The 14,964-nt window shown below is 46.2% G+C and carries 14 protein-coding genes and 1 riboswitch; of the genes, 12 read left to right on the forward strand and 2 right to left on the reverse strand.

Translation table 11 applies throughout. From position 1 onward, the window contains the following. Positions 1-7 precede the first annotated feature (7 nt). From rfbB to BCT27_RS07285, 9 genes are all read left to right on the forward strand, one after another. Complete coding sequence (rfbB, locus tag BCT27_RS07245) at positions 8-1,069, forward strand: dTDP-glucose 4,6-dehydratase (protein ID WP_102395456.1); 1,062 nt, start codon at positions 8-10, stop codon at positions 1,067-1,069. Positions 1,070-1,148: 79 nt separating this feature from the next. Further along, positions 1,149-2,036: a glucose-1-phosphate thymidylyltransferase RfbA gene (gene rfbA / locus BCT27_RS07250; RefSeq protein ID WP_102395413.1), complete on the forward strand. Its 888-nt coding sequence runs from the start codon at positions 1,149-1,151 to the stop codon at positions 2,034-2,036. Then, entirely contained in the window at positions 2,033-2,914 is an 882-nt protein-coding gene (gene rfbD / locus BCT27_RS07255) for a dTDP-4-dehydrorhamnose reductase (protein ID WP_102395414.1), read from the forward strand. The genes rfbA and rfbD overlap by 4 nt, the downstream gene beginning before the upstream one ends. Positions 2,915-2,916: 2 nt before the next feature. Continuing rightward, entirely contained in the window at positions 2,917-3,462 is a 546-nt protein-coding gene (gene rfbC / locus BCT27_RS07260; protein WP_102395415.1) for a dTDP-4-dehydrorhamnose 3,5-epimerase, read from the forward strand. After that, on the forward strand, positions 3,459-4,523 hold the full coding sequence (locus tag BCT27_RS07265; protein WP_102395416.1) for a DUF1972 domain-containing protein: 1,065 nt from the start codon (positions 3,459-3,461) through the stop codon (positions 4,521-4,523). The genes rfbC and BCT27_RS07265 overlap by 4 nt, the downstream gene beginning before the upstream one ends. 119 nt (positions 4,524-4,642) lie before the next feature. Further along, positions 4,643-5,722 carry a UDP-N-acetylglucosamine--undecaprenyl-phosphate N-acetylglucosaminephosphotransferase gene (wecA, locus tag BCT27_RS07270; RefSeq protein WP_102395417.1) on the forward strand — a complete coding sequence of 360 codons (1,080 nt, stop codon included), beginning with the start codon at positions 4,643-4,645 and terminating at the stop codon, positions 5,720-5,722. 240 nt (positions 5,723-5,962) lie between these two features. Further along, positions 5,963-6,979: a UDP-glucose 4-epimerase GalE gene (gene galE / locus BCT27_RS07275; RefSeq protein ID WP_102395418.1), complete on the forward strand. Its 1,017-nt coding sequence runs from the start codon at positions 5,963-5,965 to the stop codon at positions 6,977-6,979. 228 nt (positions 6,980-7,207) lie between these two features. Next, on the forward strand, positions 7,208-7,603 hold the full coding sequence (locus BCT27_RS07280; protein ID WP_102395419.1) for a VanZ family protein: 396 nt from the start codon (positions 7,208-7,210) through the stop codon (positions 7,601-7,603). A gap of 126 nt (positions 7,604-7,729) precedes the next feature. After that, positions 7,730-8,896 carry a nucleotide sugar dehydrogenase gene (locus tag BCT27_RS07285; protein ID WP_102395420.1) on the forward strand — a complete coding sequence of 389 codons (1,167 nt, stop codon included), beginning with the start codon at positions 7,730-7,732 and terminating at the stop codon, positions 8,894-8,896. 54 nt (positions 8,897-8,950) lie between these two features. Here the strand turns inward: BCT27_RS07285 and wecA (BCT27_RS07290) are convergent, their stop codons facing one another. Then, positions 8,951-10,033, reverse strand: a complete 1,083-nt coding sequence (gene wecA / locus BCT27_RS07290) for a UDP-N-acetylglucosamine--undecaprenyl-phosphate N-acetylglucosaminephosphotransferase (RefSeq protein ID WP_198597523.1) — start codon at positions 10,031-10,033, stop codon at positions 8,951-8,953. Between the two features lie 372 nt (positions 10,034-10,405). Further along, entirely contained in the window at positions 10,406-11,785 is a 1,380-nt protein-coding gene (locus BCT27_RS07295) for an MATE family efflux transporter (protein WP_102395421.1), read from the reverse strand. A gap of 409 nt (positions 11,786-12,194) precedes the next feature. Then, positions 12,195-12,312, forward strand: a riboswitch (TPP riboswitch). 70 nt (positions 12,313-12,382) lie between these two features. Between BCT27_RS07295 and thiD the strand changes: the two genes are divergently transcribed. From thiD to thiE, 3 genes are read left to right on the forward strand one after another with little or no spacing between them, the layout of a single operon-like run. Beyond that, positions 12,383-13,231: a bifunctional hydroxymethylpyrimidine kinase/phosphomethylpyrimidine kinase gene (gene thiD, locus BCT27_RS07300; RefSeq protein ID WP_102395422.1), complete on the forward strand. Its 849-nt coding sequence runs from the start codon at positions 12,383-12,385 to the stop codon at positions 13,229-13,231. Between the two features lie 56 nt (positions 13,232-13,287). Continuing rightward, the gene (gene thiM, locus BCT27_RS07305; RefSeq protein ID WP_102395423.1) at positions 13,288-14,130 is read left to right on the forward strand and encodes a hydroxyethylthiazole kinase; all 843 of its coding nucleotides are present in this window, start codon (positions 13,288-13,290) and stop codon (positions 14,128-14,130) included. A 1-nt stretch (position 14,131) separates the two neighbouring features. After that, the gene (gene thiE / locus BCT27_RS07310; RefSeq protein ID WP_102395424.1) at positions 14,132-14,800 is read left to right on the forward strand and encodes a thiamine phosphate synthase; all 669 of its coding nucleotides are present in this window, start codon (positions 14,132-14,134) and stop codon (positions 14,798-14,800) included. The last annotated feature ends 164 nt before the right edge of the window (positions 14,801-14,964 follow it).

Here is a 14,964-nt window from a genome sequence, read left to right on the forward strand (position 1 = left end):
GAATAAATTGAAGATTTTAGTAACTGGTGGCGCAGGCTTTATTGGATCTGCTGTTGTACGCCATGCTATTCAAAACACCCAAGACAGCGTTATCAACGTTGATAAGCTAACTTATGCTGGCAATTTAGAGTCCCTATCAGATGTTGAAAACAATGAACGCTATGCGTTTGTTGAAGCAGACATCTGTGATCGCAGCGTAATGGATGACATTTTTGCTACCTACCAGCCAGATGCAGTAATGCACCTCGCTGCGGAAAGCCATGTTGATCGTTCTATCGACGGTCCGGCCGCATTTATTGAAACCAACATTGTGGGTACGTACACCCTTCTAGAATCTGCGCGTGCCTACTGGAACCGGCTTGACGAAGATCGTAAAGGGGCTTTCAAATTCCATCACATCTCTACAGATGAAGTTTACGGCGATTTGGAAGGTAGTGATGATTTGTTCACTGAAACAACGTCATATGCACCAAGCAGCCCTTACTCTGCGTCAAAAGCATCAAGCGACCATTTGGTTCGCGCATGGCAGCGTACTTATGGTTTTCCAACCATAGTCACGAACTGTTCTAACAACTACGGTCCATTCCATTTCCCTGAAAAACTCATTCCTTTGATGATTTTGAATGCATTGGAAGGAAAAGCCTTACCAGTATACGGAGATGGTATGCAAATCCGCGATTGGTTATTTGTAGAAGACCACGCGCGTGCGCTTTACAAAGTGGCGATCGAAGGTGAGGTAGGCGAAACCTACAACATTGGTGGTCACAATGAAAAAGCCAACATTGACGTGGTAAAAACCATTTGTTCTTTGCTTGAAGAGCTGGTACCAAACAAGCCAATTGGTGTTACCCAATATAGCGACTTGATAACCTACGTAAAAGACCGCCCTGGTCATGATGTCCGTTACGCTATTGATGCGTCAAAAATTGAAAAGGAACTAGGTTGGAAGCCTGAGGAAACCTTCGAATCCGGTATTCGAAAAACCGTTGAATGGTATCTAAATAATCAAGATTGGTGGTCCCGCGTTCTAGACGGTTCTTACACCCGCGAACGCCACGGGGCAAACTAACAAGTCTCTTTTCGTCTCTGTTTCCTTTGCTCTAGGTTCTTCCTAGGGCCTAGGACCTTATTACCTAGGACCTTTACTTATGAAAGGCATCATTCTGGCGGGTGGCTCTGGCACCCGTTTATACCCACTCACGCGTGGCGTTTCTAAGCAACTTCTTCCTGTGTACGACAAGCCCATGATTTATTACCCGTTATCGACACTGATGTTGGCGGGTATTCGCGAGATCCTGATTATTACGACTCCTGAAGACAACGAAGGATTCCGTCGTTTACTGGGTGATGGAAGTGATTTCGGAATCCAGCTGGAATATGCCGTTCAGCCAAGTCCTGATGGGCTCGCTCAAGCATTTATCATTGGTGAAGAGTTCATTGGCAATGACAGTGTGTGTTTGGTGTTGGGTGATAACATCTTCTATGGTCAGTCTTTCAGTAAACAGCTCGAAAATGCAAGAGAGCTAGCGACGAGTGGAAAAGCCACCGTATTTGGTTATCAGGTCAAAGACCCAGAGCGTTTCGGTGTGGTCGAGTTCGATGAAAGCATGCGAGCGGTATCGATTGAAGAAAAGCCAGCGAAACCTAAATCAAACTATGCGGTAACAGGGTTGTATTTTTATGACAATCGTGTTGTCGAGCTTGCCAAAGAAGTACGTCCATCGGACCGTGGAGAGTTAGAAATTACCACTCTTAATGAGATGTACTTAAACAATGGTTCGTTAAACGTAGAGCTTTTAGGTCGTGGCTTTGCTTGGTTAGATACAGGCACCCATGAAAGCCTTCATGAAGCTTCATCTTTTGTTCAAACCATTGAACATGTACAAGGACTAAAAGTGGCATGCTTGGAAGAAATTGCATTGCGTAACGCCTGGCTAACGACTGAGCAGGTTGAAAAAATTGCAGCGCCGATGATGAAAAACGAATACGGCCAGTATTTGAGTCGACTTTTAAAAGAAGAGCTTGTTTGCGCATGAAGCTACTCATTACAGGAAGTTTAGGACAAGTTGGTAGCTGCTTAGTAGAGCAGCTTTCAAGTATGAACGACGTTGAATTCTTAGCACTGGACCGTGATGAACTAGATATAACAAACATGAATCAAGTCAATGATCAGGTTATATCTTTCAAACCGGATGCAATTATCAATGCTGCAGCACACACCGCTGTGGATAGGGCTGAAGAGGAAGTTGAACTTTCATACGCAATTAACCGAGATGGCCCAGCCAATCTAGCAAAAGCTGCGAGTAAAGTCGGTGCTGCAATGCTGCATATATCGACTGATTATGTGTTCGCAGGCGACAAAGATGGCGAGTACTTAGAAAGTGATGAAACCGGGCCTCAAGGTGTGTATGGCGAAAGCAAGCTAGCGGGTGAAATCGCGGTGGCAGAAGCCTGCTACAGTCACATTATTTTAAGAACGGCGTGGGTATTTAGTGAGCATGGAAATAACTTCGTGAAATCCATGCTCAGATTGGCTGAATCAAGAGACGAGTTGGGGATTGTTGCAGACCAATTTGGTGGTCCAACGTATGCGGGTGACATTGCTAAAGCCCTTATTAACATCGCTAAGGCAATCGTAAATGAAAACAACGTTGGCTTTGGCGTGTATCACTACTCAGGAATGCCGCACGTAAGTTGGTGTGATTTTGCAAATAGCATCTTTGATGATGCAATAAAACAGAGCCTACTTACTAAAAACATTACAGTAAACCCCATTGTTACATCTGACTATCCTACACCCGCGAAACGACCATCAAACTCAAAATTGAATTGCGAAAAAATTAATAACCTGTTTGGTATTGAACCGAGTAATTGGAAGTTGGCACTAAAGAATTTGAAAGAATACGTGAGTTAATTATGAAAGTAATCGATACAGATATTCCTGATGTGAAAATAATCGAGCCAACAGTATTTGGTGATGAACGTGGTTTCTTTATGGAAACGTGGAATCAAAAGAAATTCGAAGAATTAGTTACGGGTAAGTTAACGAAATTTGTTCAAGATAACCACTCAAAATCAAAAAAAGGAATTTTGCGAGGCCTACATTATCAGACTGAAAATACACAAGGTAAGCTGGTTCGTGTGGTATCAGGTGAAGTATTTGATGTGGCTGTAGACATTCGAAAAGATTCACCGACGTTTGGAGAATGGGTGGGCGTATACCTTTCGGCAGAAAACAAGCGCCAGCTATGGGTGCCTGAGGGGTTTGCACATGGTTTTTATGTGACGAGTGAAGAGGCGGAATTTGTATATAAATGTACAGATTATTACAATCCATCTGCTGAAGAGTCAATAAAATGGAATGATGATGATCTCAATGTTAATTGGGGGTTATCCACAAACCCAATTCTTTCTACTAAAGACTCAGAAGGCATGAAGTTCAGTGAGGTAGTTGGACTATGACAAAGGTTGCTGTAATTGGAACAGTTGGTATACCAGCTTGCTATGGGGGGTTTGAATCACTGGTGGAGTATTTGACAAAGTATTCATCCGACGCTATAAAATATCATGTTTTCTGTTCTTCAAAATCATATTCAGAGAAGAAATCAATTCATAATGGAGCTGTGTTGTCTTATATACCTCTGAGTGCAAACGGAATTCAGAGTATCCCTTATGATATTTTTTCACTAGTTAAATGTTTGTTTATAAAACCTGATGTGACACTTATTCTCGGTGTTTCCGGTTGTGTTTTTTTGCCGATTTATCGTTTTTTTTCAAGTTCGAAAATAGTAACAAATATTGATGGCCTTGAGTGGAAGAGAGACAAGTGGGGTCATTGGACTAAGCGGTTTCTTAAACTTTCGGAATCGTTAGCAATTAAGTATTCTGATGTTATTATCGCTGACAACAAGGCGATTGGTGATTATGTTGTTAGAGAGTATGGTTTTGATAACGAGGTGATTGCGTATGGCGGTGACCACGTTATTCCAATTAACTCAAGTGACGTTAAAAAAAGTGACTTTTATCTGTCTCTATGCCGAGTAGAGCCTGAAAATAATGTTGAAATGATACTGGATTCATTCTCAAGATCTGATAAGAAATTAAAGTTCATTGGGAATTGGGACCGAAGTGACTACGGTTCTAAATTGAAAGGTAAATACTCGTCTTTCCCGAATATTGAAATTTTGGATCCGATATATGATTTGTCGGAACTCTACGTTTTGAGAAAGTCTTGCATTGGTTATATTCATGGGCATTCAGCTGGTGGAACGAATCCTTCATTAGTTGAAGCGATGCACTTTGGTATGTGCATATATGCTTTTGATTGTGATTTTAATAGATATAGTACTGAGAACACTGCACTGTATTTCTCAAGTGTTGACTCACTACTTAATATCTTAGTGTCCCAAGATGATGGCATTGTTACATCGCAGGTCGGTGAAAATATGAAAAAAATTGCTATGTCTAGATACACTTGGGAGACAGTTTCGAGACAGTATGAGTCAACATACTTAGGTGATTAAAGAATCCATAAGTGTTTTTTACTTAGATTTTGAAACATCTTAACAACGCTCTAACTATCTATTCCGCCAACTCTCATCCCCTGATGCTGGCTAAACTTCATAACTAAAGCTTAAACTCTATGTCATTGGCTATCTTAACAACGTTTTTGTTGTCTTTTGTGCTGCTTTTCGTTCTGCGAAAGGTGGCAAAAAAAATTGGGTTAGTAGATAAACCTAACGAGCGTAAACACCATAATGGTGCTGTTCCGCTTGTGGGTGGTGTTTCTATTTACTTGGCGGTGCTGACTGCATCGTTAATTTACACCGAGAAAAATCCCGACGATTTGCTGTATCTCTTTTGTGGGGCGGTATTGATTGTTATTGGCGTGCTGGACGACAAATTTGATATCAGCTTTAAAGTGCGTTTGTTTGTACAAGCGAGCATTTCGTTGGCGATGATTTTCGCGGCGAACTTGAGCCTTGAAAGTTTGGGAAGCATTGCGGGTAACGTACCGGTGTTTTTGCCTGATTGGGTGAGCTATGTAGTGACCATTATTGCAGTTATTGGCGCGATCAATGCGTTCAACATGGTAGATGGCATTGATGGCTTACTCGGTGGCCTTGCTTCGGTGTCGTTTGGTGCGCTCGCCATTATGTTTTGGTGGGGCGGACAGGATGTGCTTGCTACAAACTGTGTGATGCTGATTGCTGCATTGGTACCTTACATTCTGCTTAACCTTGGTATTCCTTTGGGGCAGCGCTTCAAAATCTTCATGGGTGATGCGGGCAGTATGCTGATTGGTTTTACCGTAGTGTGGTTCTTGATCCGTGGTTCTCAGCCTGAACATTCCACTACGATTAACCCTGTCACAGCGCTTTGGTTTATTGCATTGCCGTTAATGGACATGGCAACCATCATGGTGCGCCGTGTGCGTAAAGGGCAATCGCCATTTCAACCAGACCGCGAACACCTGCACCATATTTGCCAGCGCATTGGTTTATCCTCTCGCATGACCTTGGTGTTTATCTGTGCATTGGCGTCGATCTTCGCCGCAATCGGTGTTTTGGGTGAGCTTTATGCGATCAGTGAAACCACCATGTTTATTGCTTTCTTGGTGTTGTTTGCGGTGTACTTTTCGGCGATCAGTCACATTTTCCGTATCACCACAAAAGTCAGGGCATTGCTGGGTAAATTGCCCTTGTCTGAAGAGGCCGCCTAGCGCAAATGGGACGAATAATGTCGCGCTGTGGGTAGAGGCATGAATGGAGAAAGGCGATGGGAAACCATCGCCTTTCTTGGTTTTGGGGCAACAAAACCCACGTAAAAAACAGTCAGAGTGACATTGTGCTAGCAGTTACATAGCCCTGCAACTTGCCCTTATTTGGGTATATAATCTTCGTTAATGGAATCAGCTCGTGCTTGGCGCGAGCATATAATTACAATCCAATCAGGAATTACTATGAACGTACTTGTGACCGGTGGCGTTGGCTACATCGGCAGCCATACCTGTGTTCAAATGATCGAAGCAGGTTTGAATCCTATCCTTATCGATAACCTTCATAACAGCAAGCTCGCGGTGCTTGATCGCATTGAAAAGCTGACGGGTAAAAAGCCAGCATTTTATCAGGGCGACATCCGTGACAAAGCGTTTTTGGCTTCTGTGTTTGCAAAGGAAAGCGTCGATGCGGTTATCCATTTTGCTGGCTTGAAGGCGGTGGGCGAGTCTGTTGAAAAGCCTCTCGAATACTACGACAACAACGTGAACGGTACGCTGGTGTTGGTTGATGCGATGCGCGATGCGGGCGTGAAGTCGATTATCTTCAGTTCATCAGCGACGGTATACGGCGACCCTGCGTCTGTGCCGATTCGTGAAGATTTCCCTACTTCTGCCACTAACCCTTATGGCCGCAGCAAGTTGATGGTGGAAGAGTGTCTAACAGATTTCCACAAAGCAAACCCTGATTGGAGCATTACGCTGCTGCGCTACTTCAACCCTGTTGGCTCGCACAAATCCGGTGAAATGGGTGAAGATCCACAAGGCATTCCAAACAACTTAATGCCGTTCATTTCTCAGGTGGCTGTTGGTCGTCGTGAATTTTTGTCTGTGTTTGGCGATGACTACCCAACACCAGATGGCAGCGGCGTGCGTGATTATATCCACGTTGTGGATTTGGCGAATGGCCATTTGGCGGCGCTTGATAAAGTGGGCCCGAAAGCAGGCTTGCACATTTATAACCTTGGCACCGGCGATGGCAAAAGTGTACTGGAAATGGTCGCGGCCTTTAGCGAAGCCAGCGGCAAAGAAATTGCTTACAAGATTGCTCCACGCCGCCCTGGTGATATCGCGGAATGTTGGGCTGACCCTGAAAAAGCACGCGCTGAACTCGGCTGGGAAGCGACACATTCGTTAGATGATATGGTCGCGGATACGTGGCGCTGGCAGTCTAACAACCCGAATGGGTATCCGGATAAGTAACGGGTAGAGCTGGTTCTAGGTCCTAGTGAAGAGCAGGGACGAGATAAGAGAAAAAGCAGAATTTAGAAAAAAGCAAACATGGCGGAGCGGACGCACCGGGCTTTTGCTTTTAGCTCCTCCCACTTTTCAAGGGGGGGGCAGTTATGCTCATTTTTTCCTAGGTTCTGCTCTTCCTGCTCTTCCCGCACTTCCTTCTTTTCCCGCTTTTAAAATCAGGATTCTTATTCGTTGAAACAATCACGCTTAACTTTCGGCCTTTACCTATCTGCACTGTGTATTGCGTTCATTGGTGTTAGCTCTCTTTTCACGGGCGTCGGGCTTTCAGCCATTAACCTTGAAGGCAGTCACTTCTTCTTTGGTCATGGTGACTGGCTATTTCATTTCGCGCTTTTCCATCTTAGCGGTTGGCTTGTTTATGCGTTGGATTCAACCGGAAAACGACGCTTTGCATGGTGTACGCTGATTGCACTTGGACTCGGTTCTGAATTAGCACAAACCTATTGGGTTCATGGCCGTGAAGGGAACATCAGCGATGCTGTTGTGAATGTCTTCGCGGTGCTTTTCATTTTCCCTCTCTCTCTGCTTCTTTCTTCATTTCGACAACGTCACCAAACCTCAAAATAACCGTCAGATTTTCTTCATGTCCTATATTTAAGATAAACAAAGATTTTGCCCTCGCGGCTTCGCGTTTGAGGCAGAACAAAAAAGCGGTTGGATGTGCTTTTTATTTCTCTTTTATGGGGTGAGTGAATGAAGATAGCGGTAGCAGGAACGGGCTACGTCGGGTTATCTAATGCCATGTTGCTTGCGCAGAATCATGATGTGGTTGCAGTGGATATTGTCCCTCAAAAAGTAGACATGTTAAATCAAGGCCTTTCGCCGATTTCAGATCCAGATATCGAGTTATTCCTGAACCAAAAAGAACTTCGCTTTTACGCGTCTTTAGACGGTAACGCTGCCTATGAGTGGGCAGACATCGTGTTTGTTGCGACGCCAACGGATTACAATCCGACCACCAATTTCTTTGATACTTCATCGGTTGAAGCGGTCATTCAGCAGGTTGTGAATGTTAATCCTGACGCCGTTATCGTGATTAAATCGACAGTACCTGTAGGGTTTACGGAGTCAGCCAAAGATACCTTCAAAACGGAAAATCTTCTGTTCTCGCCTGAGTTCTTGCGTGAAGGGAAGGCCTTAAAAGATAACCTTAATCCTTCTCGTATCATTATTGGTGCCCAAAACGACGCAGGAAGGTTGGTGGCAGATTTGCTGCTTGAAGGCGCTGAAAGTGACGATGTGCCCGTGTTGTTTATCCATTCGACGGAAGCCGAGGCAGTAAAGCTATTTTCTAATACTTATCTCGCGATGCGCGTGGCCTACTTCAATGAGTTGGATTCTTATGCCGAAGCGCTGGGGTTGGAATCCCGGGAAATCATTGAAGGGGTGTGTTTAGACCCGAGAATTGGTAACCATTACAATAATCCTTCGTTTGGTTATGGGGGCTACTGCCTGCCCAAAGACACCAAGCAACTGCTGGCAAATTACCAAGCTGTGCCGAATAACATCATTGGCGCGATAGTTGATGCAAACCGAACCCGAAAAGACTTTATTGCCAATGCGATATTGGAGAAGAAACCACGCGTCGTAGGAATTTATCGACTCATCATGAAGTCAGGCTCAGATAATTTTCGCGCATCGTCAATTCTTGGTGTGATGAAGCGAATTAAAGCCAAAGGCGTAGAGATCATTGTCTATGAGCCAGTGTATGAAGAGGACGCGCTCTACGGCTCGGATGTGGTGAAGAACTTGGCGGCGTTTAAAGACAGGGCGGATGTGATCGTGTCGAATCGAATGGAAGACTGTTTGGAAGATGTGCAACACAAAGTCTATTCACGAGATTTATTTGGACTGGATTAAGCCTTTGCATCATTCAATAAATGCGACGCAAAGGCTTAACATTAAAATGAACGATCAGTTTTCGTTCTGATAAACAGGTGCTTCTTTTCCGAATAAGTGACGGACAAACGTGAGTACTCGCCAGATGTAGCTAAGTGCAAAGAAGTAGAGCCCGAACGTACCAATAAAAGCAAAGAACATTACATACTCAGGAATGTTTGTGTTTTCACCAATGATGCCGATGGCGGCAAAAATCAATGCGACGGTGCAAATCGCTGTCAGTGTTTGTATTGGGTTTAGCCCTGCGCGTTGGCATATGTGGTGTAGGTGTTCACGATCTGGTTTGAAGGGTGAATCACCACGACGCAGGCGTCGAATCATAATGGCAGCCATGTCCATGAGGGGAAGGGCGATAATCCATAGGGCTGTCACTGGGCGCATGGCGGCTTCAAAATCTGGCTGTGATGCTTTAATGATTAACCACAGTGCCATAAAGCCGATGATCATTGAGCCTGAATCGCCCATGAACACTTTCCGTTTCTTTCCAAGGATTCCCAAATTCATCATGATGTATGGGATCAGTGCTGCAATAACAACGAGGCAAAGCTGAACAAGATTCCAAACCCCTGCTGTAGAGAAGAAATACGCCAACGCACCAAACGTCACGATAGAAAGCCCACCGAGTAGACCATCAATACCGTCTACCATGTTGAACGCATTGATCGCTCCAATGACTGCTAATACCGTGATGGGGTAGGCAATCACACCGAGGTGTAACATGCCAAACCCAAACATATTGCCGAGATATTCAAGCTCAACGTCTACAGCGGCAATCATGATGATGCCGAGTAATATCTGAATAAAAAAACGGAGTTTGTAGCTCACATCGTATTTGTCATCTAACACCCCGATCAACGTTAATGTGGCAATCGACGCCAGAAAAACCACGCTTGCAGGATAAAAAGGAACAAAAAAAATGAGATAGGTGGAGACCACTGAAAATAGGGTGAGGCCGCCAACGAGCGGGACTGAACCCTGATGTTGTTTTCGTCCTGTTGGTATATCAACAAGCCCTATTCGATATGCCAGTTTTCTGAACAAATAGAGAGAAACAAACGATAATGCAAAAGCACCGATATAAGGTGTATACATAGTCATACTTAAGCCTAACTGCGTTGTTTGAGTGTTTTTTGTTATCTAGATGAGGCGTTAGAATTGTAGATTTATGCTCTTTCCAGAATTGCACATATTCTATGAAGTATTTTTTGCTCGATTTGTTAACTGACTAGAAAATGCGACTGATGTGTAAAAAATAAACATCAAAAAGAATGGCTGGATAAATAAGTTTGATGTGGCTTGTCGAAATATGAAAATCAGTTAGCTATCAATTTCATGGTGTCGGTGAGTAAAAGAAGTCATAACGTATGAGGGAAAGGAGATAGGCACATTGAGAAGAGAACAAGCGACCATTTAGAAATGGCCGCAGACCCAAAAAGGCAAAAGGCAAAAGGCAAAGTGGTAGGAGACTAACTACACCCCCACCAAATTCTTAATCCACACCTTCGCGCGTACGCGGTAAATCGACCCTATCCATTTCACGACTTCTTCTACTGCAAACAAGGCGTAAACCCATTCTAGCGGCAGCTTTAGTACAAACGCGGCGAAGGCGACGATGGGAATGCCAATCATCCATTGGGCGGCGATGTCTTGATACAGGCAATACCGAATGTCGCCACCGGCGCGAAGTACGCCGACTATCATGCTCATTGGCACAGATTTCAGCACCAGCATGCCTGCAAACACCCAATAGAACTTCTCGGTCAATGCCATAGTGCTTGGCGACAGCGCGGAGAACAAACTTAAAACAGGTTGGCAGACGAGCAGCATGACTGCCGCGATAAGCACTGCGCCGATGAAGCTAAATACCGCGATGCCCCAGGCTTGCGGATACACCACATCTAAGCGGTTAGCACCGAGTTGATTACCCATCACGACACTGGCTGCATTGGACAAGCCAATCAATAACGCGAGCGCGAACGATTCAATCGGTGTAATCACGGAAAGGGCAGCGAGTCCTTCCACGCCGGCTTGCCCTAAAATCGCGTGGTAGACGAAGATGCCGCTCGACCAAATCAGGTGGTTCGCGGCAGTCGGCAGCGACAGCGACATAAAGCGTTTCATGCCTTCCGGCTCAAAGGCTTCAATGATGTGTTGAAGGTTAAACGCGGCCGCCAGGTTTTTTCGGTAAACGTATAAATAGAACAACCCAACTTCGACGATACCGCTGATCAAGGTCGCCCAAGCAGCACCGGCAATGCCCATGGCAGGGAACCCGAAGTGACCAAAGATGAGCACCCAGTTCAAGCCGATGTTGAGGCTGATACCCACAAAGCTAAACCACGTGCTGATGGCGGGTTTGTTCATCGCGCGAAGCGAGACAGACAAACTGCTGCCGAGGGCGACGGTGATCATCGCAACGCCTGTTATTTGTAAGTATTCCGCGCCTAGGGCGATAACCGTGGGGTCGTTAGTCGCAAGCCCCATGACTTGATCGGCCATAAACAGGAAGGCCAGTGCAAACACGCTTGCAGCTGCCGATGTCATGACAACGGTGAGGGCGGTTTTGCGGCGAAATCCTTCCATGTTCCCAGCGCCCCAATATTGGGCCGTGAGCATCGAACCGCCAGTGGTAACACCAAAGATCAAAATGGTGGCCACGAACAGGGCTTTACCTGCTACACCAATGGCGGCGACATCTGCTTCTCCGAGCTGACCCAACATCAAAATGTCGACCAAGCTTCGGCTGGAAAACAGCATGGTTTGCAGCGCAATAGGCAGACCAATGCTGATCAAACGGCCGAAAAAGTGCGCATCGCAGTGTGTGCGAAGTGAGGTCAATAATGTGTTCAATCTTGGATCCTACAGAGAGGGGGGTGTTAAAAAAGGAAGAGATTTCGGGTGCGATTATCAGGCAAACCTAGGTTGTCAGCAAGCGGTAACCGAGCAAGGTTTAAGACTAAATTTTCATATTGTTGGGATGTTTTTGATAATTGGTTATATCTATTAAATTCAATTGGATAGATGCTGTGGAGAGCAGGGAGAGCAGGGAGAGCAGGGAGAGCAGGGAGAGCAGGGAGAGCAGAAAGGGTTGGTTGGGAGGGGTTACTTCTCGGTGTTGGATGTTTGCATTGGGCATCTGTTTCATCAATCCCAATGGTTCCCAGATTTTAGCTGTGACTGCCTGAATTGAATATCTAAGCGAGATCTCACAGCGATGGCGGAATACGTTAGGACTCTTTCGGGTTACTTGATATTATTTTGGTGATAGTCGGGGAGCCTATTGGCTGAGAGTGCATCGCGAATCGAAAGACACGCATGCATGACCCGTTGAACCTGATTCAGTTAATACTGACGTAGGGAACTATTGTCACGCTGGTTGCGGTTCCACATCTGCTTTCCTTCCATCAGCGAGATTCTGTTCCTGTGCGTTGGTTTGGGAACGTAATGATGCCAAATCCAAACACACCTTCTTCTCTTGTTTCTTCTACACCGATTGTATTGACCATTGCAGGCTCTGACAGTGGCGGCGGCGCGGGTATTCAAGCCGATATCAAAGCCATTTCAGCCACGGGTGGTTATGCCTGTTCAGTCATCACTGCCATTACCGCGCAGAACACGCAAGGCGTGTCTGCCATTTTTCCGATTCCCGTTGAACATGTTAGCCATCAGCTTGATGCGGTGTTTTCCGATCTCAATATTGTGGCGGTTAAAATTGGCATGTTGGCTGATGCCGACATCATCAAGGTGGTGGCAGATAAACTTCGACAATATAAGCCTCAATATCTGGTGGTTGATCCTGTCATGGTGGCAACCAGCGGCGACGTTCTGTTGGAAAACAGCGCGATTCACGCCCTTAAAAATGCACTGCTTCCGCTTGCCGATATCATCACACCAAATTTACCTGAGGGTGCAGCCTTGACAGGCAAACCATTGCCAAAAAGCGAAGCCGACATGCAGGCAATGATCGATGAGCTGCGTGTGTTAGGTGCAAAGACAGTGCTGTTAAAAGGTGGGCACCTCGAACAAGACGAAAACAGTAACGATCTACTGATTTTCCCTGACCACGTCGACACCCTCAGCGCGAAACGCGTCAACACCAAAAACACGCACGGCACAGGCTGCTCGCTGTCTTCTGCCATTGCATCGTATTTGGCGCAGGGACATGACCTTGAACGCGCGGTGTTTCTCGGCAAATCGTATATCTCACAAGCCATCGCGCATTCGGATGAACTGAACATCGGAAAAGGCCATGGGCCAGTGAATCACTTTTTTGAAGGTCACGCAGCACTGCGCTAATGCGCGAGTTAAATGCGTTGAGTTAAAACAGTATCAGTCATGCGAGTTGAGGCACTATGAATTCAGGTATTCCAAAAACAAACACAGACGCGGTAAACACCGTTGTTTCGGCGTTAAACGCGGTGCGAGAGTCTAAACCGTTGGTAGTGAACATCACCAACTATGTGGTCATGAACAACACCGCGAATGCATTGTTGGCCGTTGGAGCATCGCCCATCATGGCGCATTCAACGCAAGAAATGGCCGAGATGATGTCATTCGCGGGGGCGCTGGTGGTCAATATCGGCACGTTAGACAGCGTTTGGATTCCTCGCATGTTTTTTGCGGTGGAGCAAGCCAATGCCAACAACAAGATTGTGGTGCTTGATCCTGTTGGCTGCGGTGCGAGCAGGCTTCGCACTGAAACATCACGCCAAATCGCCCACCTTGCTGATGTGTTGATCATTCGAGGGAATGCCTCTGAAATTATCGCGTTGGCAGGTATTCAGCACCAAGGGAACACCAAAGGCGTCGATGCACAAGACAGCAGCGATGAAGCGTTAGATGCCGCTAACTACCTGGCAGAAACCTACCGTTGTCAGGTCGTCGTTTCTGGTGAAACGGATTATGTCGTGACGCGAGATGGCCATATGACGTTAAACAATGGCCATCAAATGATGCCGTTTGTGACAGGCATGGGCTGCTCGCTTTCTGCGTTAACAGGCGCGTTTGCAGCCGTGGGGGATACCTCAGGGTTAGCGGCGGCTGCCGTGATGGGAGTGGCGGGTGAGATAGCCGCAGAGAAGGCGAAAGGGCCGGGCAGTCTGCAAATGCATCTTCTCGATGCGCTTTACCAACTCGATAAAGAGGCCCTGAAGCAACGCTTGCGACTGACAGTAAATATGGGGTCAGAAGCCTAGAATGAATACCTCTAATTCAATTTCTCCCCCTAACCCGTATCGTTTGTATTTGGTGACAGACGACAACCAAGATCTCGACACGCTTAAACGCGTGGTGAAAGATGCCGTTGCGGGTGGCGTCACCATGGTGCAGGTGCGAGAGAAAAGCGGTGATGTGCGCCAATTTATCGCCCGCGCTGCCGCAGTGAAAGCCATTCTGGCTGGCTCTGGCGTTCCTCTTATCATCAATGACCGTGTGGATGTGGCGCTTGCGGTGGATGCTGATGGTGTCCACCTTGGCCAATCGGACATGCCAGCAGAGTTCGCAAGGGCGTTGATTGGTGAGAACAAGTTGCTCGGGTTGTCGATAGAAACAGAGCAGCAGTTAGTCGATGCAGAAGCTTTGCCGGTGGATTACCTCGGTTTAAGCGCGATATTTGCTACGCCAACCAAAACCAACATCAAAAAAGAGTGGGGCATTGACGGCCTTGCAAACGCAGTAAAGCAAAGCGCGTATCCCATTGTTGCTATCGGCGGTTTGAATGCTTCAAATCTCGATGCTGTTATCGCAACCGGCACGGCGGGTATCGCGCTGGTCTCCGCGATTTGCCATGCAGACTCGCCAAAGGAAGCGGCGAACGCATTGATTCAGCAATTGGAGCGGAATGCGTCCGAAGACCATGAGAGTTGAGTGACGAGATAAGAGAGATGAGGTACGAGATAAGAGATAAGAGATGAGAGATGAGAGATATGAGATACGAGATGAAGAGATAAGAGATTAGGGATTAGAGATTAGAGATTAGAGATTAGAGATTAGAGATTAGAGGAGAATTGTGTTCTTCGTTCTTCGTTCTT

Origin of the sequence: Enterovibrio norvegicus (genome assembly GCF_002876705.1) — a bacterium.
GTDB classification, from domain to species: Bacteria; Pseudomonadota; Gammaproteobacteria; order Enterobacterales; family Vibrionaceae; genus Enterovibrio; species Enterovibrio norvegicus_B.